The organism is Marinomonas rhodophyticola (assembly GCF_026113935.1).
In the GTDB taxonomy this organism is placed as follows: domain Bacteria; phylum Pseudomonadota; class Gammaproteobacteria; order Pseudomonadales; family Marinomonadaceae; genus Marinomonas; species Marinomonas rhodophyticola.
The window spans coordinates 970,214-991,814 of sequence record NZ_JAPEUL010000004.1; the positions used below are offsets into that span (position 1 = coordinate 970,214).

Sequence of the window (21,601 nt, forward strand, 5' to 3'; positions counted from 1 at the left end):
GATTTTCGGCTTTTTGGGGTTAATTCTTAAAGGATAATATGGTACTAAGCGACAGCGATGTTTTGGTTTTCAGCAACTTTTTGGTTCACTGTTGCCAATAGTGCTTGAATGGAGGCCGAAACAATGTCGTTATCAATGGCGACACCGTTGAAACGATCCCCTTCAATGTTGGCTTGAACATAGGCAATGGCTTGAGAATCGCTACCAACAGTGAGCGCATGTTCTTGATATTGAATAATATCCACTCGCATATTGAAGTGTTTGCCTAATGCCTCGCTGAAAGCAGACAACGCGCCATTGCCATTGCCTGTGATTTTCACTTTTGTGCTATTGCTAATCAATTCAGCGTTGACTGTGTCAACATCGTCCTTAGTAAGATCGTATTTGCCCAATTTATAGGGTGCGCTGCCGGTCATGAAGCTTGTCTCAAACAAGTTTTTCATGGACTCTGCATCGACAACGCCACCGTCTTTTTCAGCAAAGCGTTGGACCACGGGGCTGAATTCAACCTGTAACCAACGAGGCAACGCCAAGCCGTACTCTTGCTCAAGGGTATAAGCCACACCACCTTTACCTGATTGACTGTTGACGCGAATAACTTCTTGGTAGCTACGGCCCACATCACGAGGGTCAATGGGCAAATATGCCACATCCCAAGGTTTGTCATCAGTTTGGTTTGCCAAACACTTCTTAATGGCGTCTTGATGAGAGCCAGAGAAAGCGGTAAACACCAATTCGCCTGCGTATGGATGACGCGGGTGAACTTGTAGCAAGGTGCAGGCTTGAACCACACTTATGATGCGGTCCATATCGCCTAACGCCAACTCTGGATCAATTCCTTGGCTATACATGTTCATAGCCATCGTGACTACGTCCATGTTGCCTGTGCGCTCACCGTTGCCCAACAAGGTGCCCTCAATACGGTCAGCGCCAGCCATAATGCCTAATTCTGCTGCTGCGACGCCACAGCCACGGTCATTGTGTGTATGCAAGCTAATAAACATACAGTCGCGATTTTTCACATGGCGACAAAAATATTCAATTTGATCTGCATAACGGTTTGGTGTTGATACTTCAACGGTAGCGGGCAAATTGATGATGATTTTATTGTCTGGTGTAGGTTGCCACACGTCGGCAACCGCATTGACCACTTCAATCGCGTAATCGATTTCTGTGCCCGTAAAACTTTCAGGAGAATACTGGAACACCCATTCTGTTTCTGGGTGTTTCTCTGCATGCTCTTTTACGCATTTTGCGCCGTTGACTGCGATTTGCTTGATGCCTTCCATGTCCATACGGAACACTTGTTCACGTTGTGTCGTGGAGGTTGAGTTGTAGACATGTACAATGGCTTTTTTAGCCCCTTTTAGGGACTCATAAGTGCGAGCAATTAATTCTGGGCGCGCTTGAGTCAATACTTGAATATACACGTCATCTGGTACTTGGTCTTCTTCAATCAACCAACGCACAAAGTCAAAATCTAATTGAGAGGCTGCAGGGAAGCCAACTTCGATTTCTTTAAATCCCACATCCACTAGAAGAGCAAAAAATTGTTTCTTTTGTTCTACCGTCATAGGTTCAACCAATGCTTGGTTGCCATCGCGTAGGTCTACACTAGACCAAATCGGCGCTTTAGTGATTGTTTTGTCAGGCCAAGTGCGGTTTTCAATAGCGACAGGCTTGAATGGCGTATATTTTCTATGGTCAAAAGATGTCATGATCTTTCCCTTCTTTTATATTAGAGCTGGTAAGCTCTGGTTGTTATTGCGTTCACTTGGTTAAGTGACTTTCTATGGTTTCTATCATAACGAATTTTATTGAGTAAAAGATTGCGTTTTTTTAATAAAAAAACAAATATAATGGCATTATATTGCGTAATATTTTTAAATCTTAGTTGTTTGGAGCGTTGCTAATGGGGTTTGATAAAATTGATTTGAGAATCTTGCGTGAATTGCAGCAAGATTCTAGCTTAACCAATCAAGAGTTAGCAGACCGCGTAGGATTATCTGCTTCACCTTGTTTGCGGCGTGTAAAGGCATTACAAGACAGTGGTGTCATAGATCGCAGTGTGACGTTATTGAATCAAAATAAGCTGGGGTTAAAACTAACAGCCTTTATTCAGATAAGTATGGATCGTCACACACCAGATCGTTTTGAGGTCTTTGAGTCGACATTAGAGTCTTATCCAGAAGTGAAGTCGTGCAATCTTGTGACAGGGCAATCAGCGGACTATTTGATAGAAGTGGTGGTAGAAGACATGGATCGTTACCAGGAGTTTCTATTGGGAAGGTTAACGCGCATACCCGGTGTGACAGGTGTACATTCAAGCTTTTTGTTGCGTCGAATCATAAATCGCACCTCATTACCGCTTGATCATTTGCTTTAGTAGGTTATTTCCTTATTTAGTATTGATTTTTTTGCTTTTGACCAAATTAATGGGCGTTATACTGACACTGTAAAAAGTCCCTAATAGAGAAGTAGTTATGAGCGATTTGACAATTAAACGTCGAGTGATGATTCCCGTCAGGGCGGGCGACGTGATGGCCGAATTCATTTCCTTTAACGGTGATGATTCTGGCAAAGAGCATATAGGGATATTTTTGAAGGAAAGCAAAAGAAAGCCAACGACAGTGTGCCATTAGTTCGTCTTCATTCCGAATGTCTGACTGGCGATGTTTTTGGGTCCGGACGTTGTGATTGTGGTGAGCAGCTAGACGAAGCCATTGACCGTATTAATCAAGAAGGTGGCTATATTCTTTATTTACGTCAAGAAGGTCGAGGTATTGGTTTGTACGCAAAATTAGAAGCTTATGCTTTGCAGGATCAAGGTTATGATACGTATCAAGCGAATGAAATGTTGCATTTGCCTGACGATGGACGAGATTTTGGTATTGCGGCGGAAATGCTGCAGGCGCTTGGTGTCACAAAAGTGCGTTTATTAACGAATAATCCGGACAAAGCCCAGCAGCTAATAGAGCATGGCATTGACGTTGTTGAACTGGTGCCGACGAAAGTGCATGTTAATCAACATAATCGTTCTTACTTGGAAACCAAAGCCAAGCGAAAATTGCATACATTGAAGTTTGATCCCGAGTAGGTAGTGAAATATTAAACACTACATTACCCATAAAAAAAGGCGCCAAACGGTGCCTTTTTTGTTTCTATAGTGCTCAACCAGCCCTATTTTTTACTTGGTGCTGGTTTTTCTCTTTTCTTCTTGCTGCTTGGTGAGCGCGCTTTGGTCTTCGGTTCTAGGCCTTCAATACGACCAAATTTGATGTTGGCTTGCATAAAACGTTGAATTTTTTCGATCATGGGCAGATCGTTAATGTCGATTAGCGAAATACAATCACCAGGTGCGCCTTCTCTTGACGCGCGCCCAGCTCGGTGAATATAGGAGTCAGCTTTACGAGGTAAACGCAGGTTAATCACGGTATTTATTTCCGGCAGGTCGATGCCGCGTGAGGCAACGTCGGTTGCGACTAATACTTGTAAGCGTCCGCGTTTCATTTGTTTCATATGTTCGCTGCGATCGCCTTGTTTCATTTCGCCGTGCAGGCCGTCACACATTAAGCCCATATTACGAACACGCTGTACCCAAACATCGACATGCTCACGGTTAGAAACAAACAATACAGCTTGTTGAACACGCTCCTGGGTGAGCAGGTGTTTTAATACAGCCTCTTTATGTTCTTCACTGTCAACACGATAAGCGATTTGACGAATTTGACTAGGAACAGTACGAGATGACTCACCTAGACGAATTTGCTGTGTGTCGTTGTTTAGTAGGGCACTAGCAAAACGCCCCATTTTTTCGCCCTCTAGTGTGGCGGAAAACATCAGCGTCTGGTGCTCGTGTGGTAACTCTTTTGCAATGTGATTAATGGCATTTACAAACCCCATATCCAACATCCGATCTGCTTCGTCGATAACAAAATAAGATACATCTGTTAGATCTAACCAGCGTTTTTCATCTAGCTCGACAAGTCTTCCTGGAGTCGCGACAAGAATATCACAGGGTTCACTTAATTGTTGCTGTTGCATACCGTAGGGTGTGCCGCCAATAATAAGGTGTGACTGAATGCGTGTATGTTGGGTGAGTTGTTCGACGACATTAAAAATTTGACGCGCAAGCTCACGGCTTGGGGCCAATATCAGTACCTTTGGTGCAGTGGTGGATTGTTCATCACGGTCAAGAATATGCTGAATTGCCGGTGCGCAGAAGGCAATGGTTTTACCTGTGCCAGTAGGCGCGGTGGCAAGAAGGTCTGAACCATCTAGCGCAATTGGAATGGCTTGTTCTTGGATCTCAGTTGGGGTTTCGAAGCCAAGGTCACTAATGGCTTGTTCTATGGTGGCATCCAAATCTAATTCAGCAAATGACATGTAAACTCTCTGTAGCGGGATAAATGGCAAGACCACCTATGAATTTCATAAATTACTTATGGTTATCATAATAAATATGGGCCTATAGCCACTATAATGGACTGTATTGTTCGTCATGATACCTTGTTTTTGAGGTTTCGAAATCGAAACCTCAAAAGGTCGATTGGATAAGTTAGACCCTTCGTGTGGTTTGTTCTAAAATACAGACAAATATTGATAAGAAGAATGGTTATGTTGTTATCTGATGAGTTGGTCACTGCTCAAACAATGAAGTGGGTAAAAGACTTTATTGTGGCGTTAAACGTTTGCCCTTTTGCAAAACGCGAAGTGGAAAAGCAAAGTGTTCGTTGCATTGTGCTGCGTTCAAAGAAAATGGATGTAGCTTTGGAGGAGTTGATGGCTGAGGTGCAATGGTTGGATGAGCACCCAGAGACAGAGACGACTCTGTTGATTTTTCCAACCCTATTTAAAGACTTTCATCGTTATCTAGATTTTGTGGAAACGGCAGAGAACCTCATGTTTGATCAAGGTTGTGAGGGGGTTTATCAGTTAGCGACTTTTCATCCTGATTATTGTTTTTCTGGTACTGAACCGGATGATGTTTCTAACTATACCAACCGTTCGCCTTACCCTATGTTGCACTTGTTGAGGGAGGCTAGCGTTGATAAAGCGATTGAATTTTTTGGCGATACTTCTGAAATACCAAATCACAATATTGAAAAAATGGAAGAGATTGGGAAGTCTAAGTTAGACGATATATTTGCTGCCTGTATGAAAGTAGATAACGACTGATTCGAGATTTAAAATGATCTGTATTGCGCTTGTGAATGAAGTGCGTATAGTGCGAAAAAATTGCTTGCCGGAGAACTCATGGCCACACAAATTGGGCGTTTAAATACATTAAGAATAGTGAAAGAGAAAGATTTTGGGGTGTATTTAGACGCCGATCAATTAGGTGAAATTTTACTGCCTAAACGTTATGTGCCAAAAGGTGCGACGATTGATGACGACGTGGACGTGTTCGTCTATCTAGATTCCGATGACAAGTTAATTGCGACAACGGATTTTCCTAAAGCACAGGTAGGGGAATTTGCTGCGTTGACCGCGATAGCGGTAAACCAAGTCGGCGCATTTTTTGATTGGGGGCTACCAAAAGATTTGCTTGTGCCTTTTAGTCAGCAAAAAAATCGTGTTGAAGAAGGTGAGACTCATTTACTTTTCATCTATCTTGACAATATTACCAATCGTATCGTGGCAACAACAAAAGTGGATGCTTTACTCAATCGTGAAGCGGCGCCTTATCGAGTGGGCGATAAAGTGTCTATTATCATTGGTGATAAAACAAACATCGGTTTTAAGTGCGTTATTGATAATCGCTTCTGGGGAGTGTTGTTTTTTGAAGATGCGTTTAGACAGCTGCGAAAAGGCGAAAAAACCACTGGTTTTATTAAGCAATTGCGTGAAGATGGTAAAATAGATTTAAGTTTACAGGAAGTTGGCTACAAGAAAGTGCGCAATATTTTGGATGATGTTTTGGATTATTTGGACGCGCAAGGTGGAGAGTCGCCTTTGACAGATAAGGCCTCTCCAGAAGCCATTTATGCGGTTTTTAAAGTCAGTAAAGCGACGTATAAAAAAGCGCTTGGTGCTCTTTATAAAGAGAAAAAAATTCTTTTAACCAAAGAGAAAATCACTAAGATTTAACGTACGTTTTATAATGAAAAGCTGCTAAGCAATGCTCAGCAGCTTTTTTTCACTTCTTCACGCTGTTCTGCAAAGGCAACGCCCTCATACAGCAAGCGTTGCACAGGAAGATCAATTGGGCTGTTATCAAGAAGAAAACCAGAGATAAAGTTGTTTTCAGTTTGTCGTTGTAGTCTGACATCTTCATGCATTGATGAGCGATTTAGACGAGTCAGTTGGGCAATTGTATGGACTCTATTTTTCAAATTGTCTGAGGTTAAATGTTGGCTTTCTTGAGCGTAGCTGAATTTAGGATGGGCGAAGACGCTGGCCAGTTCGGATAGGGTGGCGCTCATTAATGGCTTGAATTCGTCATTTAAAAGGTCACCGTTGTGTATATTAAATATTGCGGTAATTGGGTTAATCACTGCGTTTACTGCTAGTTTTTCTATCATCCTTTGGCGAATGTTTGTCACTGTCAGGTCTTCAATTGGGAAGGTCTTTGCAGGGGTTGAGGGGTGCCATTCACCAAAATACGTGTCACCTAAGCCGGTATGTTTGATGTGATCAGCTTCTATTTTTAAGACGCCTTCACTGGTTATACCTGCCCAGAGCGTCTGAGTGTCTAGTAAAATGTGTTGCAACTCTTCTTGAGCGCCTATGCCATTGCATAAGCAGGCTATGTCTGCGTCGGGTGTAATGTTTGCGGAGACTTGAGAGAACGCGTTCTTTAGGTCAAAAGATTTTGTGCATATGAGGACTTTGTCGTATTGATCTGTAAGCTCATGAGCTGTGAGGCTTTTGATTTTATGCTTTGAGACACTGACTTGCTGTTGACCGTCTTCATCGGTGAGCGATTCCAAGGTAATTTTTTTACCAGGACTTTCAGATCGATATACTAGATGGACTTTATTACCGAGTTTTTCTAGCTTGCAAGCCCAAAAAAGACCGATAGCACCAGCGCCGATAACTAACCAAGGCGTGTTCTTCATAATAGGTTTCCATTAGGTGTTTTATTTCAATCCCTGTTATTATCGCCCCAAAATACATTATTGAAAATGCAAAGGAGCAGAAAATGCCATCATTTGACGTAGTATCTGAGCTGAACTGGCACGAGGTCAGCAACGCAGTCGATCAGGCTAACAGAGAAATTACCACTCGTTATGACTTTAAAGGCGTGAAAGCGCACTACGAAATTAAAGACAAGACCAGTGTTGTGATGGAAGCTGAAGCAGAGCCTCAACTTCGCCAGATGTCCGATATTCTAAATCAAAAACTGGTTGGGCGTGGAATTGATTTAAAGAGTTTAGAAAAAGAAGACGTTGTAAAGGGGAATATGCGCGCGTCTCAGGCGATCAAAATGAAAGAAGGTCTCGAGTCTGATGAGGCGAAAAGAATTGTTAAAATGATCAAAGACAGTAAGGCGAAGGTGCAAGCGCAGATACAAGGGGATCAGCTCCGTGTTACGGGTAAAAAGCGTGACGATCTTCAGGAAGTCATGGCATTGTTGCGCAATGCTGACTTAGCGCAGCCTGTTCAATTTACGAATTTTAGAGATTAATCTAATACAGAGCGTTGCATTTTTATTGTCAACGCTCTTCTTTTGAAACTCATTGAGGGTTAATTTATTCCCCACAATGATCCAGCCCTCACTTTCCAACTTATGTCTCTGCTGCCAGTAAGCGTCTGTATTTTCAGCAAAGCTGATCTTGCGTTGTGAGTTAACCACTCTATGCCAAGGTAATTTGCTGTCTTTGGGAAGGTTTTTCATGAGATGCCCAACTTGTCGAGCATAGCCTGGGAAGCCGGCCTGCTTTGCCAGCTCTCCATAGCCAATGCATTCACCGGATGGTAGCTCATTTAAAATGAGAAACACTTGGGATTTAAAGTGTGTCATTGCTTGATTTGTCACATTTAGCCCTTAAATAAATAGCTACACTTTATAACAAAGAAGGTAAATATGAGATTTGCACTTTTGCTTTTCATACTCATTCCCGTCATTGAGCTATTAGTAATGATAAAAGTTGGTAGTCAAATTGGCGCGCTAGCAACGGTAGGTTTGGTTTTTTTAACCGCTATTGTAGGTGTGACGTTAATTCGTAAGCAAGGTTTAGAAACGTCACTGAAAGCCCAAGAGAAAATGCGTCGTGGTGAACTTCCTGCCTCTGAAGTGGCAGAGGGGTTATGTTAATTTTTGCGGGCTTATGCTTGCTAATGCCAGGTTTTGTAACAGATATTATCGGCGGCTTGTTGTTAATACCACCGTTGCGTAAGCTGTTTGCGGCTGGTCTTTTGGTGAATTTCGTTGCATCTATGGTGAAAAAAGGGTCTAAATGGGCGCCCAATGGATCTTATAGTGCTCAACCCCGTGGAGAAACGATTGACGGGGAGTACTCAAAAGAACCTAAAGATGACAATGACTTAATTGATAAAAAATAATTTTATTGCTGGGGTTGAAATTCGTTTGCTGAGCCTTAGATAGGAGCATGTTAAAGGTTTCCACTAATATTCGGTGGAATTATCCAGCCAGGGGAGTCCTGGTATTGTTTTAATTGGAGAAAATGATAAATGAATATTCGTCCTTTGCACGATCGTGTCGTTGTTCGCCGTAAAGAAGAAGAGACAACAACAGCGTCTGGTATCGTATTGCCTGGATCCGCTACTGAAAAACCTACTCAAGGCGAGGTTTTGGCTGTTGGCACTGGTCGTATTCAATCTAACGGTGATGTTCGCGCATTAGCTGTTAGCGTTGGTGACACTGTGTTGTTTGGTCAGTACTCTGGTCAAACAGTGAAAATCAATGGTGAAGAGCTACTTATCATGAAAGAAGATGAAATTTACGGCATTATTGAAGCCTAATTCGTCTTGTAGTTCATATTCGATTTGTAACACTTAAAACAGTTTAAGGGTAATAAAAATGGCAGCTAAAGAAGTGAAATTTGGTGATGGCGCTCGTCAACAAATGTTGAAAGGCGTGAACATCCTAGCCGATGCGGTAAAAGTAACTTTGGGACCAAAAGGTCGTAATGTTGTAATTGAAAAATCATTTGGTGCTCCTCTAGTAACCAAAGATGGTGTGACCGTTGCGAAAGAAATCGAACTTGAAAACAAGTTTGAAAATATGGGTGCGCAAATGGTTAAAGAAGTAGCGTCTCAAGCAAACGATGTGGCGGGTGACGGTACAACGACTGCGACAGTATTGGCGCAAGCATTGGTTACAGAAGGTTTGAAATCTGTAGCGGCGGGTCGTAACCCAATGGATCTTAAACGCGGTATTGATAAGGCAGCCGCTGCGGTTGTTAAAGAGCTTGCAAGCTTGTCTACGCCATGTACTGATACTCGTGCTATTGAGCAAGTAGGTACGATTTCTGCTAACTCTGATTCTTCTGTGGGTAAAATCATTGCAGAAGCCATGGAGCGCGTTGGTAAAGAAGGCGTTATTACGGTTGAAGAAGGCTCAGGTTTTGATGACGAGCTTGCCGTTGTTGAAGGTATGCAATTTGATCGCGGCTACCTATCTCCTTACTTTATCAATAACCAAGAGACCATGAGTGCGGAGCTTGAAAACCCATTCATTCTATTGGTTGATAAGAAAATCACTAATATCCGTGAATTGCTTCCAGTATTAGAAGGCGTTGCCAAAGCATCTCGTCCTTTGCTAATTATTGCAGAAGACGTTGAAGGTGAAGCGTTGGCAACCTTGGTTGTGAATAGTATGCGTGGAATCGTTAAGGTTGCAGCGGCTAAAGCGCCTGGTTTTGGTGATCGTCGTAAAGCCATGCTTGAAGATATTGCGGTTCTTTCTGGTGCGACAGTGATTTCTGAAGAAGTCGGTTTGAGTCTTGATACCGCGACTTTAGAGCAGCTAGGTACGGCTAAACGTGTTACTTTGACCAAAGAAAGTACAACGATTGTTGACGGTGCGGGTAATGCTGCAAATATCACCAGCCGTGTTGATCAGATTCGCGCGGAAATCGCGAACTCTTCTTCTGACTATGATAAAGAGAAGCTTCAAGAGCGTGTTGCTAAATTGGCTGGCGGTGTTGCAGTTATCAAAATTGGTGCTGCCACTGAAGTTGCTATGAAAGAGAAGAAAGCACGTGTAGATGATGCGCTTCACGCGACACGCGCCGCCGTAGAGGAAGGTGTTGTTGCGGGTGGTGGTGTTGCATTGGTTCGCGCGTTGACGAAAGTGATTGGCCTTGTTGGTGACAACGAAGACCAAAACGTTGGTATTGCTTTGGCACTACGTGCGATGGAAGCGCCAATGCGTCAAATCGTAACAAACGCAGGCGATGAAGCTTCTGTGGTTGTGGATAAAGTGAAACAAGGTGAAGGTAACTACGGTTACAACGCAGCCACTGGCGAGTACGGTGATATGTTGGAAATGGGTATCCTAGATCCAGCAAAAGTAACACGTTCAGCGCTTCAAGCAGCGGCCTCTGTTGCTGGTCTAATGATCACAACCGAAGCTATGATTGCTGATTTGCCGAAAGACGACGCTGGCATGCCTGATATGGGTGGCATGGGCGGAATGGGTGGTATGGGCGGGATGATGTAGTGCGACGAGAGTCGCGGAGGTAGCTAGCCTCGCTGGGCTATAACGTCAGTGGATACTAACTTAGGTTGGTATTCATTCACCTTCCAGCAATAACTAGTATTATAGAAAATCCCGATGTTCGGGCGTTAAACCCCGAGCATCGGACTCTCTAATTGAGAGTAATAAGCACGGGCGTTTTTCGCCTATTGAAATAAAGTTCGCAAAGTGAACCCGAACTTATAAAAAACGATTTCAGTTGTATAGCTGGGTCATTTTCACAGAGGTGAGTTCCGATTCTATCGGTGTTCATCCATTTCAACGTTGTACTGAGGTAAGTCCGCTATTAAAACGGGATTTATTGAGGTAGACATCATCGTGTGTTTTCAATACTAAATCAGCTACCGATGTGCGTAAGCTGGTACTTTCATTGTCTCACCTGTTCCTCAGGTAGCGAGACCTAATATTCAGCTATTAGTAGCCTAAGGATAGTGCGTCACTGGTAACGGTGGGGTGCGAAGCTTCCTGATAATGTAACCCCCATCACGGGTATATTTCATCCGTGAGGGTGGGTATAGATTTCACGAGTAAGGCGTGAATGAGGTGCTAGGCTTATTGGTATGGTTAACGTAAGTGAACTGTTGATAAACACCGTCATCCGCATTGAGCTAAGCTTTACTATAAGGCTCAGACCAAAATGGTATGTGGTCGGTTTTACCCTTTACATCTGGGTAGACGCTGACATTAGACCACCGGTGGACAGACAGAACCTAAGCCAATAATGTGAAAGTATCGGAACTCGGTAAGCCCGTAACGTCGCCCACTGGGCAGGTGATCCGTAAGGTGATCTGTTGGTGTTGCGGGTAAAGGAGGATGGAAAAAGCGAATGCCAATCTGTAATGGGTTGGATAGAGGTTCGAACTTTGCCTCAGCCCGAAAGGGCGCAGACTTCCATCTGGTCTTTAATCGTGTGAAAACCTGTAAAGCTTTCTATTAAATAGAAAGTAGAGTCTTCGGGCTCTATAACCCATTGAACACCCACGAGGGGAAAGATTTATTTCCCCTCGTGGGGATAAATCCGTCTCCATCTTGTGGGTGCTCTTTAATCTAGGAGGACTGCAAGATGAGCAATTCATCAAATGAAGCGCCTGCGTCATCCCACTTTGCTAGCTCATGGCATGAGATCGACTGGGAAACCAGCCATCTCAAAGTGAGAGAGCTACAGGTTCGGATCGCGAAGGCAGCTAAAGAAAAGCAATGGCGAAAAGTGAAGCAGCTTCAACGTATGTTGGTGCATTCCTTTTCCGCCAAAGCAATCGCCATTAAACGTGTCACTGAAAACCGAGGTCGTAAGACAGCGGGGATCGACGGTGAGACTTGGGATTCCCCTAAAAGCAAATGGTCAGCTGTATCTCGTTTGCGTCAAAAAGGCTACAAACCGAAAGCGCTGCGTAGGGTGTATATACCAAAATCGAACGGCGAACGCCGTCCATTAGGTATACCTACTATGCTGGATCGGGCTATGCAGGCGTTATATCTGCTAGCACTGGAGCCTGTGACAGAAACGTGGGCAGACCGAAACTCGTATGGGTTTCGTCCATTACGTTCGGCAGCGGATGCGATTGAGCAATTGTTTGTCAATCTAAGTCGCAAGTCGTCCGCACAATGGGTGCTTGAGGGGGACATAAAAGCTTGTTTTGACAATATAAGCCATGACTGGTTGATCCAAAACGTCCCTCTGGACAGGCGGATCGTCAAGAAGTGGCTAAAGGCTGGCTATGTAGAGTCTGGTCAAATTCATAAAACCGAGGCTGGCACGCCACAGGGCGGAATCATTTCTCCGTTACTGGCTAACTGGGCGTTAGACGGTCTTGAAAGTGTTTTGGAATCCCATTTTGGGAAGAAGAACACAAAAGCATCGTATAAAACTAAGGTGAATTATGTGCGTTACGCAGATGATTTCATCATTACAGGAATATCCAAAGAGTTACTGGAAGAAAGAGTGAAGCCTGTGGTTGAGGCCTTTATGGCGGAACGTGGGTTAACGCTTTCTAAACAGAAAACACTCGTGACCCATATCGATGTGGGATTTGACTTCCTTGGTCAGAATATCAGGAAATACAGTGGCAAGTTTTTAAACAAACCATCGCGTAAAAACCTGAAAGCAGTACTGGCTAAGATAAAGGAGATATTTGTTCGTTTTAAAACGGCCCCCGCTTGGTTATTGATAGCGAAACTTAACCCGATTATTCGAGGTTGGGCTAACTATCATAGAGGTGGAGCAGCAAAAGAAACGTTCAAATATTTAGACTACCGTATCTGGAAAATGCTATGGCAATGGTGTAAACGCCGTCACTCCAATCGCCAAAAGAGATGGGTGGTTAAGAAATACTTCAAGACCTTTGATAAGCGGAATTGGGTGTTCTTTGGTCAATCTCCTGATAAAGGGGAAATGCACTTATTGTATGCAGCGGATACAAAAATAGTACGCCACCGCAAAATAGTGGCTGAAGCCAATCCCTATGACCCGAAAGATGAGTTGTATTTTGAGCAACGCTTGGAATATGTACTTCGTCAATCGGAGATGGGGATGCGCAAAGCCTTTACATTGTGGAAACGACAACAGCGCCGTTGTCCGAGTTGCAACCAACTGATAACGCCCGAAACAGGATGGAACACTCATCATGTGGTAGAGCGTCATAAGGGCGGAAGTGACAAACTGGACAACTTGGTGTTGTTACATCCCAATTGTCACAGGGCTATTCATTTAAAAGATTAATATATTTTATTAATGAATGTGTTTGGCGACAAGTATTCATGATCTTGATGCTCATTGGTGTTGGTTATATAATGAATACTACACAAACAGTAATGAGGCATAAGAGATGACACTATTACCACAGCATGTTGAAATTCTTAACAAATTAGCAGGTGATGCAACATTTGAAGGGACGAGAGAGCTTGGTGTAAAGTTTAAATACTTTAAAGAGCTTTTAGGGCAAGGATTGGTTAAAGGGATTGATGCTTGCTGTGGAGGGGATGATGATGTGTATTTGAATCCAGCTATTACTCTTTCAGGGCGAAGTGTTTTGCAAGAGCACCTCGGTACAAAGAAAATAAAGTATGGAGAATCCGATCAAGTGTATATGGAGGCTGGTAAGTTGGTTAGCTTTAATGTTAACTCGCCGACCCAAGCTGAAATTCATACGAAAGGAGGGACGGTGATTAACTTTCTAATCACGCCTAATAACGCGCCATCTATCTTCGTTGGTGATGATATAGTGGATTTTAATCTAACTATATTGGAACGCTCGGAATGGCCACTAAATTAAGAGTAGCTACCGGCCTAACTGTAGGCTTATAAAGGCTTGAGCTGTATGCGGGGAAACTCGCACGTACAGTTCTTAGGGGAGGGAGGCTCAGTAATGAGCTTCTCTTACCCGACATCTCTCTCTAACCTATTGATAAAAAAGAAAAACCTCGCTATTTGGCGGGGTTTTTTTTATAATTACTTCTTCTTGATAATGTGTATTGTTTTTATTTAATCTAATCTCTTAGGATTTGCTGAATGGATGGGTTGTCGCCACAGGTGTTGTTGGAGTTGGTTGAGTCTAAGCGTTTTGGCGTGGAGTATCAGCCAATTATAGAGTTGAAAACTGGGGATTTATTTGCCTATGAAGCGCTTTCTCGGTTTAAGGCGATGGATGGTACTTATATACGACCTGATTATGTTTACGCAGCATTACATGATAACCCGCTGCTGTTATTTCAAGTGGAGCTTGCTCAGAAAAAAATCCAGCTAGAAAGGCTTGTTTGTTCAGAAAAAATCTTTGTTAATTTGGATCAGGATGCGTTTTATGCGTGCGGACAAACCGCAGCAGGGAATCCTTTTGTTGATCTTATTTTGTCGGCTGGGCGAGATAAGGTTGTTGTTGAATTGATCGAAAACTCTGAAATGAGCGACGCTTTAATGAGCTTGTCGATGATTGAGGTGTTTAATGGTTTGGGGATTCGCACCGCTCTTGACGACTTGTGCAATCCTAAATCTATGTTGTCGGTTGCGGTTTTGCAATTGGTTGAATGGGTTAAACTGGATAAGTGTGTGCTTGAAAATCGAGGCGATATTAACTTTATGATGTTTGTGTCCAAAATAATTGATTTTGCCCATGCAACAGGTAAACAAGTGATATTGGAAGGTGTTGAGTTTGAAGAAGACCTGCTGTTTGCTCGATCTATTGGCGTAGATTTTGTGCAAGGGTTTTATTATAAGCCACTTTTTTATGTCATTAGACTGAAAAGGCATTGCTTTTGATTTTTTTTGATTTCTCATGTCTTTATGGCAAACCATTGATTCTAAAGCTATTGATAAATCGCCACCCGTGTAAGATACTTGTTAAGATATTTATCTCCATTATTTGCAAATAAAGGGAAGCTTATGCTCAGAAAAACCCTCATTAGTATTGCTATATCAGGCGCGTTTTTTGTGTCTAGCAGTTACGCATTGGAACTGGGCGAGTTGACCTCTCAATCAAATGTTAATGAACCTTACCGTGGTAAGATTGCATTATCAGATGTTGGGTCCTTAACAGACAACGATATATTGATTCGTTTAGGCAGCGAAAGTGAATTTCGGCAAGCGGGGTTTGCTCCGACGAGAGTGCTTTCTCAACTAAAGTTTGATGTGGTTCGTGAGAATAACAATCTTGTTGTGGCGGTATCATCTGATCAGCCATTACAGGTAGATGAGCTGCATTTTATATTGGCTGCTCGTTGGCCTAGCGGGCAAGTGGTTCGAGAATATCAAACACCATTAAATCAATCGGCATTGGTTAATAAGTCGCAGAATGAGGTGGTTCAGTCTGTTCCTGTTTCCAAAACGCCAACGAATTCCAAGATAGCTAAAGCTAATTCGTCTGGAACCGTTTTTCGCCAAGAAACGATAGCGGCAGCCAACATGCCTTCGAAAGGGAAAGTTAGTGTGGCGAAAGGGAATACGCTTTGGTCAATTGCTGGAGAAAATATTCCAGCAAATCAATTAACCATTTATCAAACTATGATGGCCATTCAGGCTCTTAACAAAGACGCTTTCTATTCTAATAATATTAATTTATTGAAAGAAGGAGTTGTTTTGCGTTTGCCGACCCAAGAGCAGGTGGCGCTGTTTAATCAAGCCGTCTCAAAAGAAGAGTTTCAGCGTCAACATGATGCTTGGATGGCATTGAAAGGTAATAAAAATCGATCTGCTGTCGATCAAGCGCAATTAAACACCCAAGCAAAAGCGAAAGCGGCTGCGAATGCGCCATCTAAAAATGGCGATAAACTCACTTTGGCGTCAGGGCAAAGTGCACTGCCAGAGCGTAATGCGGGTTCTAATGCAGGTTCCGATCAAAGCGCAAAACTTAGTGCGTTGCAAGGAGCCTTGTCAGCATCGCAGGAGATGCTCGATAAAGAGCAACGTGAGAAAGGTGAGTTGTCGAATAAGTTAGGCGATTTAAACACGCAGTTAGAAACACTGGAAAAATTAATTAGTTTAAAAGATCAGCAATTGGCAGATTTGCAACAGCAGTTTGCCAGCGCGCAGCAAACGCTTCAAGAGCAAAAAAATACGGTTGATCAATTGCTCGAAGCGGATCAAATTCGTAGAGAAAAAGAGCTAGCAGAAGCCGATTCCTTTGTTAATAAAATGTTCAGTAATCCTATAGTGGTTTCTATCGGTGCGGTTGTATTGCTCTTGCTTGGTTTCTTGATTGGTTTGGTGATGCGAAAAGCGGGAAGAAAGCAGGAGGAGCAAGATTCGTCAAAAAAGAATGAATTTGATCTTTCCAGCGCAGCCGTAGTTGCCCCTGTTGCTGCGGTTGCCGCTGCAGACTATTTAGCGGATGAGAAAGATAAGGTTGAAGAAAAGCAGGAGTGGCAAGAAGAAGACCCATTTGCTTTTGACTTTGACACGCCTGATCAAGATGATAAGACGGAAGATTTTAGTGCGTTTGCTGGCGATGAAATTGATTCTAATGATATTGCTGATCCAACGTTTGATGAAATGGATGACAGTGATGAGTTAGAAAGTGATTTAGAAGATACTTCAAGCGATGACATTGACGACATGTTTGCGTCATTTGATGAGAATGATGATTTGCCGGATCCCATCTTAGACTTGGAAGATGATTTAGATGATGAGTTAGAAGCGTTTACTGAAGAGGATATTCCGACTGTAACGCCAGACGTGAATGAATTGGAAACTAAAACAGATCAAAATGATGAGGCAGAAAGTGAGGAAGAGTCTTTCGTTTCTAGTTTGCTGAATGATGTTGATCAAGAAGATGTGGATGAAGCTGCGATTTTTAATGGTACCCCGAACGATTCTTTAGCCAACTCTATCGAGGAGACATTGGCAGAAGCGCAGCAAGAAGATGATTCTGAGTTTCCAGCATTTGGCGAAGCAGAAGCCGCTGAAGATGAAGAGATAAATGATGATGAAGAAGAGTTTGACTTCTTTGATGCCAGTGGTGATGAAGTCGCTACAAAGCTTGATTTAGCAAGAGCTTATATGGACATGGGTGATGAAGAGGGTGCTCGCGTTATTTTGGATGATGTTATTGAGTCAGGAAATGAAAAACAAATTGCCGAGGCGCAAAATATGATGGAGCGTATGTTCCCAAGTGACTAAAAAAGTTGTACTGGTTGTTGAATATGATGGCTCTGATTACAAGGGCTGGCAGGCACAAAAATTTGGTGTTCCCAGCGTTCAAGAAAATATAGAAAAAGCCTTGTCCGTGATAGCAAACCACCCTGTTAAGGTGGTTTGTGCTGGTCGAACGGACGCTGGTGTTCATGCTAGTGCTCAGGTTGTTCATTTTGAAACGGATGTTGAACGAAGTGAGCGGTCTTGGACAATAGGGGTGAATACTTATCTTCCTGATACTATTGCTGTAGTTGCTGCGCGTTATGTGTCGGATGATTTTCATGCTCGCTTTAGTGCTTTGAGCCGCCGTTATCGATATGTTATTTACTCGTCTGATTTTTGCCTGGCAACATTGTCGAAAGGCGTCACTTGGACTCATAAGGTGTTAGATGTGGCGGCGATGCAAAACGCCGCCAAAGCCTTTTTGGGTACCCATGATTTTTCATCTTTCCGTGCTATTGGTTGTCAAGCAAAAACACCTTTTCGAACCGTATTGAATTTTGAAGTGCATCAATTAGGACAATATATTGTTTTGGATGTGAGAGCGAATGCTTTTTTACATCATATGATTCGTAATTTTGCTGGTGTGTTGATGTCGATTGGATCTGGTGAAAAGCCAATCTCTTGGGCGAAAGAGACGCTGGATGCGAAAGATCGAACCAAAGGTGGAATTACTGCATCGCCGTTTGGGCTGTACTTTGTTGATGCCCAATACCCCGAAATCTTTAATATACCTAAAAGACCTTTAGGTCCTCATTTTTTACCTTATGTAGACGAGCCATCCTATGAGTTGCCGAGTTAAAATTTGCGGAATAACGAATGCAGAAGATGCTTTGATGGCATGTCTATACGGTGCAGATGCATTGGGTTTTGTTTTTTATGAAAAGAGTCTCAAGGTATGTCTCACCAGAATTGGCGAATGACATCGTATCGCAGTTGCCTCCATTTGTGACTCCTGTTGCTTTGTTTGTTGATGCCGATTCGGCATTAATTGATTCTGTTCTAAAAGGCAGTAGCCGCTGGCTTATTCAGTTTCATGGTAATGAGTCTGAACCTGAATGCCTGTTATATCAGCGCCCCTACATAAAGGCGTTAAGAGTAAAGCAAGGTGATGATGTGGCCGCATTAGTGGACAGTTATCCAAGCGCAAGTGCTATGTTGTTAGACGCATACAAAGAGGGTGTCCCTGGAGGTACTGGGGAACGGTTTGATTGGTCTATTATTCCTGCACGTTTATCTAAGCCTATTATTTTGGCAGGTGGTTTAACTCCAAGTAATGTAAAACAGGCAATACATCAAGTCAGTCCTTACGCTGTCGATGTAAGTGGTGGTGTTGAGTTGGCTAAAGGCATTAAAAGTGAGCCTAAAGTTCAAGAATTTATTAATGGAGCAAAATGTGGATAGCAAAGACATCAATTTAGATTTACCGGACTCTCATGGTCGTTTTGGTCCTTATGGTGGTACTTTTGTCTCTGAAACGCTCATGTCTGCTTTGGATGACTTGGCGCGAATGTATGAGCGTTTGTCTAAAGATAGTGACTTTCAGGCCGCATTCGATTATGACTTGGCGCATTATGTTGGGCGTCCATCACCGCTTTATTTTGCCGAGCGTTTAACGAAAAAAGCGGGCGGGGCCAAAATTTATTTAAAACGCGAAGACTTGAATCATACTGGCGCCCATAAAATCAATAATACGATCGGTCAGGCTTTGCTCGCCAAGCACATGGGTAAGCCAAATATTATTGCTGAAACAGGGGCGGGTCAGCATGGGGTTGCATCAGCAACTGTTGCCGCTCGTTTGGGATTAAAGTGCAAGGTCTTTATGGGGGCTGAAGACATTCGTCGCCAGTCACTCAATGTATACCGCATGAAGTTGTTGGGTGCTGAGGTAGTTTCTGTTGAATCAGGCACAAAAACACTAAAAGATGCGCTAAACGAAGCCATGCGCCATTGGGTCAGTCATGTAGATGATACCTTTTATATAATTGGAACGGCGGCAGGTCCTCATCCCTATCCTAAATTGGTTCGAGACTTCCAGTCTATTATTGGCCGTGAAACCAAGGCGCAATGTTTAGCTCAAGAGGGGCGTTTACCAGATGCCTTGGTCGCTTGCGTTGGTGGTGGCTCAAATGCAATTGGTATGTTCCATCCTTTTATTAAAGACGAAAGCGTTGCCATGTATGGTGTTGAGGCGGGTGGTGACGGCATTGAAACAGGTCGTCATGCCGCGCCTTTAAGTGCAGGCCGTCCCGGTGTTCTTCATGGTAATCGTACCTATGTAATGGCTGATGATGATGGCCAGATTATTGGTACCCACTCTATTTCTGCTGGGCTGGATTACCCAGGTGTTGGGCCTGAGCATGCATGGTTAAAAGACATAGGCCGCGCTAATTATGTAGCCATTAATGATGACGAGGCAATGGATGGGTTCCGTGATCTTACCCGTTTAGAGGGCATTATGCCGGCATTGGAATCGAGCCACGCGGTCGCTTATGGTATGAAGTTGGCTTCAACCATGGATAAAGATAAAATCGTGGTGATTAATTTGTCTGGTCGAGGTGATAAAGACATTCTCACGGTGGCAGAATTGGATGGGATTGAAGTATGAGTCGCATTAAACAATGTTTTGATAATTTAGAAAAATCTGGTAAAAAGGCGCTCATTCCGTATATTACCGCTGGCGACCCTAGTCCAGACTATACTGTTGATTTAATGAATGCTTTGGTAAATGCCGGAGCGGACGTGATCGAGATTGGAATGCCTTTCTCTGATCCAATGGCTGACGGTCCTGTTATACAGCTGGCTTGTGAGCGTAGTTTAGCGGCGGGTACTAGTGTTAAAAAAGTGCTGCAAATCATCACTGAATTTAGGCAAGGCAATAAAGAGACACCGATTGTTTTGATGGGCTATTTAAATCCCATCGAATTTTTTGGTTATCAAGCTTTTTCTGATTCGGCAAAAGAAGCAGGCGTTGATGGTGTTTTATTAGTAGATCTGACTCCTGAAGAGGCGACAGATGTAGTAGAATGCTTCCGAGAAAATGAGATAGATCTTATTTATTTGCTGGCACCTACAACAACACCTGAGCGCGCAAAGAAAATTTGTGATTTAGCGTCGGGTTATGTGTATTACGTTTCTGTAAAAGGTGTGACTGGTTCCGCAGAGCTGGATGTTGATAGTGTTAAAAAACATGTCGATTCGCTGCGTGAAATCACCACCTTACCTATTGGTGTTGGTTTTGGTATACGCGATGCAAAAACAGCGACGGCAGTAAGTAAATGTGCTGATGGTGTTATTGTGGGTAGTGTATTAGTGAATGCTATCGCTGCAAATAAAGATCATCAAAAAGAATATATAGCTGATGCCTTAGAGGCTATTTTGGCGCCTATGCGCAAAGAAATGGATGCTTAAAGCGACAGCAAACGAGAAATTTGGAGAAATAAATGAGTAGCTGGTTAGATAAATTTGTCCCTTCCATTGTGCGCAGCGAATCAAAGCGTAGTGCCGGTTCTGTGCCTGAGGGTCTTTGGAAGAAGTGCCCTAAATGCGAAAATGTTTTATATCGCCCAGAATTAGAAAAGAACTTAGATGTTTGTCCTAAATGTAATCACCATCTTCGTATTAGTGCTCGCCGTCGCTTGGACATCTTTTTGGACAAAGAAGGTCGTCATGAGATTGGTGCACATCTTGAGCCTGAAGATAAATTAAAGTTTAAAGATTCTAAACGCTACAAAGATCGTTTGGCAGATGCACAAAAAGCCACTGGTGAAAAAGATGCCTTGGTTGCAATGCAAGGCGCTTTGAACGGCATGCCTATTGTTGTTGTGGCGTTCGAGTTTAGTTTCTTAGGTGGCTCTATGGGGGCCATTGTTGGTGAACGTTTTGTACAAGCCGTGAACGTTTGCTTGGAGAAACGTATTCCTCTAGTTTGTTTTTCTGCCAGTGGTGGTGCGCGTATGCAAGAAGCACTGATTTCCCTGATGCAAATGGCGAAAACAAGCGCGGCTTTAGAGCGCATGAAACAAGAAGGCATTCCTTATATTTCAGTTATGACGGATCCTGTGTTTGGTGGTGTATCGGCGTCCCTTGCGATGCTTGGCGATTTGAATGTTGCTGAACCTAATGCTTTGATTGGTTTCGCAGGTCCGCGCGTTATAGAGCAAACGGTTCGTGAGAAATTGCCAGAAGGTTTTCAGCGAAGTGAGTTCTTACTGGATAAGGGCGCGCTAGATATGATCATTAAGCGTGATGAAATGCGTTCTCGACTGCATAATATTTTATCTTTGCTTACTGCCAATAAGGTTGCGTAATTA

The 21,601-nt window shown here is 43.1% G+C and carries 20 protein-coding genes and 2 pseudogenes; 18 read left to right on the forward strand and 4 right to left on the reverse strand.

Annotation, left to right across the window (positions count from 1 at the left end):
- Positions 1-44 precede the first annotated feature (44 nt).
- Entirely contained in the window at positions 45-1,718 is a 1,674-nt protein-coding gene (leuA, locus tag ONZ52_RS05590; RefSeq protein ID WP_265217724.1) for a 2-isopropylmalate synthase, read from the reverse strand.
- Positions 1,719-1,912: 194 nt separating this feature from the next.
- On the opposite strand from leuA, the gene ONZ52_RS05595 reads away from it, so the two are divergent.
- From ONZ52_RS05595 to ribA, 3 genes are all read left to right on the forward strand, one after another.
- Positions 1,913-2,386, forward strand: coding sequence for an Lrp/AsnC family transcriptional regulator (locus ONZ52_RS05595; RefSeq protein ID WP_265217725.1), 474 nt, complete (start codon positions 1,913-1,915; stop codon positions 2,384-2,386).
- Between the two features lie 97 nt (positions 2,387-2,483).
- On the forward strand, positions 2,484-2,642 hold the full coding sequence (locus tag ONZ52_RS05600; RefSeq protein ID WP_265217726.1) for a hypothetical protein: 159 nt from the start codon (positions 2,484-2,486) through the stop codon (positions 2,640-2,642).
- A complete protein-coding gene (ribA, locus tag ONZ52_RS05605; RefSeq protein ID WP_265217727.1) occupies positions 2,633-3,097 on the forward strand; it encodes a GTP cyclohydrolase II in 465 nt (154 codons plus the stop codon). The genes ONZ52_RS05600 and ribA overlap by 10 nt, the downstream gene beginning before the upstream one ends.
- 83 nt (positions 3,098-3,180) lie before the next feature.
- Here ribA and ONZ52_RS05610 read toward each other — a convergent pair whose 3' ends face one another.
- On the reverse strand, positions 3,181-4,386 hold the full coding sequence (locus ONZ52_RS05610; protein WP_265217728.1) for a DEAD/DEAH box helicase: 1,206 nt from the start codon (positions 4,384-4,386) through the stop codon (positions 3,181-3,183).
- Positions 4,387-4,617: 231 nt separating this feature from the next.
- Here ONZ52_RS05610 and ONZ52_RS05615 point away from each other — a divergent pair, with 231 nt between their 5' ends.
- Positions 4,618-5,178: a DUF1415 domain-containing protein gene (locus ONZ52_RS05615; RefSeq protein ID WP_265217729.1), complete on the forward strand. Its 561-nt coding sequence runs from the start codon at positions 4,618-4,620 to the stop codon at positions 5,176-5,178.
- Between the two features lie 78 nt (positions 5,179-5,256).
- Positions 5,257-6,090, forward strand: a complete 834-nt coding sequence (locus ONZ52_RS05620; protein WP_265217730.1) for a CvfB family protein — start codon at positions 5,257-5,259, stop codon at positions 6,088-6,090.
- 35 nt (positions 6,091-6,125) lie between these two features.
- On the opposite strand, the gene ONZ52_RS05625 is transcribed toward ONZ52_RS05620, so the two are convergent.
- Complete coding sequence (locus ONZ52_RS05625; RefSeq protein WP_265217731.1) at positions 6,126-7,061, reverse strand: ketopantoate reductase family protein; 936 nt, start codon at positions 7,059-7,061, stop codon at positions 6,126-6,128.
- An 83-nt stretch (positions 7,062-7,144) separates the two neighbouring features.
- On the opposite strand from ONZ52_RS05625, the gene ONZ52_RS05630 reads away from it, so the two are divergent.
- The gene (locus ONZ52_RS05630; protein WP_111607552.1) at positions 7,145-7,630 is read left to right on the forward strand and encodes a YajQ family cyclic di-GMP-binding protein; all 486 of its coding nucleotides are present in this window, start codon (positions 7,145-7,147) and stop codon (positions 7,628-7,630) included.
- Here ONZ52_RS05630 and ONZ52_RS05635 read toward each other — a convergent pair.
- Positions 7,592-7,981, reverse strand: coding sequence for an MGMT family protein (locus ONZ52_RS05635; RefSeq protein WP_265217732.1), 390 nt, complete (start codon positions 7,979-7,981; stop codon positions 7,592-7,594). The two genes, ONZ52_RS05630 and ONZ52_RS05635, sit on opposite strands and share 39 nt — an antisense overlap.
- Positions 7,982-8,083: 102 nt before the next feature.
- Here ONZ52_RS05635 and ONZ52_RS05640 point away from each other — a divergent pair.
- The 12 genes and pseudogenes from ONZ52_RS05640 to accD all read left to right on the forward strand — a co-directional run bounded on the left by ONZ52_RS05640 (position 8,084) and on the right by accD (position 21,598).
- Positions 8,084-8,508, forward strand: a pseudogene (locus tag ONZ52_RS05640) (FxsA family protein).
- A 129-nt stretch (positions 8,509-8,637) separates the two neighbouring features.
- A complete protein-coding gene (locus tag ONZ52_RS05645) occupies positions 8,638-8,928 on the forward strand; it encodes a co-chaperone GroES (RefSeq protein ID WP_265217733.1) in 291 nt (96 codons plus the stop codon).
- 58 nt (positions 8,929-8,986) lie between these two features.
- Entirely contained in the window at positions 8,987-10,630 is a 1,644-nt protein-coding gene (gene groL, locus ONZ52_RS05650; protein ID WP_265217734.1) for a chaperonin GroEL, read from the forward strand.
- Between the two features lie 1,099 nt (positions 10,631-11,729).
- The gene (ltrA, locus tag ONZ52_RS05655) at positions 11,730-13,385 is read left to right on the forward strand and encodes a group II intron reverse transcriptase/maturase (RefSeq protein WP_265217735.1); all 1,656 of its coding nucleotides are present in this window, start codon (positions 11,730-11,732) and stop codon (positions 13,383-13,385) included.
- Positions 13,386-13,491: 106 nt separating this feature from the next.
- Positions 13,492-13,938 (forward strand): hypothetical protein, encoded by a 447-nt coding sequence (locus ONZ52_RS05660; protein ID WP_265217736.1) that lies wholly within the window; start codon positions 13,492-13,494, stop codon positions 13,936-13,938.
- 236 nt (positions 13,939-14,174) lie between these two features.
- Entirely contained in the window at positions 14,175-14,918 is a 744-nt protein-coding gene (locus tag ONZ52_RS05665; RefSeq protein WP_265217737.1) for an EAL domain-containing protein, read from the forward strand.
- Between the two features lie 123 nt (positions 14,919-15,041).
- Positions 15,042-17,273 carry a FimV/HubP family polar landmark protein gene (locus ONZ52_RS05670; RefSeq protein WP_265217738.1) on the forward strand — a complete coding sequence of 744 codons (2,232 nt, stop codon included), beginning with the start codon at positions 15,042-15,044 and terminating at the stop codon, positions 17,271-17,273.
- Entirely contained in the window at positions 17,266-18,090 is an 825-nt protein-coding gene (truA, locus tag ONZ52_RS05675) for a tRNA pseudouridine(38-40) synthase TruA (protein WP_265217739.1), read from the forward strand. Before ONZ52_RS05670 ends, truA begins: the two co-directional genes overlap by 8 nt.
- A pseudogene (locus ONZ52_RS05680) lies at positions 18,074-18,692 on the forward strand (phosphoribosylanthranilate isomerase). Before truA ends, ONZ52_RS05680 begins: the two are co-directional and overlap by 17 nt.
- Positions 18,673-19,896: a tryptophan synthase subunit beta gene (gene trpB / locus ONZ52_RS05685; protein WP_265217779.1), complete on the forward strand. Its 1,224-nt coding sequence runs from the start codon at positions 18,673-18,675 to the stop codon at positions 19,894-19,896. Before ONZ52_RS05680 ends, trpB begins: the two are co-directional and overlap by 20 nt.
- Entirely contained in the window at positions 19,893-20,699 is an 807-nt protein-coding gene (gene trpA, locus ONZ52_RS05690; protein ID WP_265217740.1) for a tryptophan synthase subunit alpha, read from the forward strand. The genes trpB and trpA overlap by 4 nt, the downstream gene beginning before the upstream one ends.
- Positions 20,700-20,731: 32 nt before the next feature.
- Entirely contained in the window at positions 20,732-21,598 is an 867-nt protein-coding gene (accD, locus tag ONZ52_RS05695; RefSeq protein WP_265217741.1) for an acetyl-CoA carboxylase, carboxyltransferase subunit beta, read from the forward strand.
- Positions 21,599-21,601 lie beyond the last annotated feature (3 nt).

Excerpts from the sequence above, each read along its gene's own strand:
- ONZ52_RS05625 (WP_265217731.1), bottom strand. The coding sequence starts at position 7,061 with ATGAAGAACACGCCTTGGTTAGTTATCGGCGCTGGTGCTATCGGTCTT.
- trpA (WP_265217740.1), top strand. The coding sequence starts at position 19,893 with ATGAGTCGCATTAAACAATGTTTTGATAATTTAGAAAAATCTGGTAAA.
- trpB (WP_265217779.1), top strand. The coding sequence starts at position 18,673 with ATGGAGCAAAATGTGGATAGCAAAGACATCAATTTAGATTTACCGGAC.
- ONZ52_RS05595 (WP_265217725.1), top strand. The coding sequence starts at position 1,913 with ATGGGGTTTGATAAAATTGATTTGAGAATCTTGCGTGAATTGCAGCAA.
- accD (WP_265217741.1), top strand. The coding sequence starts at position 20,732 with ATGAGTAGCTGGTTAGATAAATTTGTCCCTTCCATTGTGCGCAGCGAA.
- ONZ52_RS05630 (WP_111607552.1), top strand. The coding sequence starts at position 7,145 with ATGCCATCATTTGACGTAGTATCTGAGCTGAACTGGCACGAGGTCAGC.
- ONZ52_RS05645 (WP_265217733.1), top strand. The coding sequence starts at position 8,638 with ATGAATATTCGTCCTTTGCACGATCGTGTCGTTGTTCGCCGTAAAGAA.
- ltrA (WP_265217735.1), top strand. The coding sequence starts at position 11,730 with ATGAGCAATTCATCAAATGAAGCGCCTGCGTCATCCCACTTTGCTAGC.
- ONZ52_RS05600 (WP_265217726.1), top strand. The coding sequence starts at position 2,484 with ATGAGCGATTTGACAATTAAACGTCGAGTGATGATTCCCGTCAGGGCG.
- groL (WP_265217734.1), top strand. The coding sequence starts at position 8,987 with ATGGCAGCTAAAGAAGTGAAATTTGGTGATGGCGCTCGTCAACAAATG.
- ONZ52_RS05610 (WP_265217728.1), bottom strand. The coding sequence starts at position 4,386 with ATGTCATTTGCTGAATTAGATTTGGATGCCACCATAGAACAAGCCATT.
- ONZ52_RS05670 (WP_265217738.1), top strand. The coding sequence starts at position 15,042 with ATGCTCAGAAAAACCCTCATTAGTATTGCTATATCAGGCGCGTTTTTT.
- ONZ52_RS05615 (WP_265217729.1), top strand. The coding sequence starts at position 4,618 with ATGTTGTTATCTGATGAGTTGGTCACTGCTCAAACAATGAAGTGGGTA.
- leuA (WP_265217724.1), bottom strand. The coding sequence starts at position 1,718 with ATGACATCTTTTGACCATAGAAAATATACGCCATTCAAGCCTGTCGCT.
- ONZ52_RS05665 (WP_265217737.1), top strand. The coding sequence starts at position 14,175 with ATGGATGGGTTGTCGCCACAGGTGTTGTTGGAGTTGGTTGAGTCTAAG.
- ONZ52_RS05660 (WP_265217736.1), top strand. The coding sequence starts at position 13,492 with ATGACACTATTACCACAGCATGTTGAAATTCTTAACAAATTAGCAGGT.
- ONZ52_RS05620 (WP_265217730.1), top strand. The coding sequence starts at position 5,257 with ATGGCCACACAAATTGGGCGTTTAAATACATTAAGAATAGTGAAAGAG.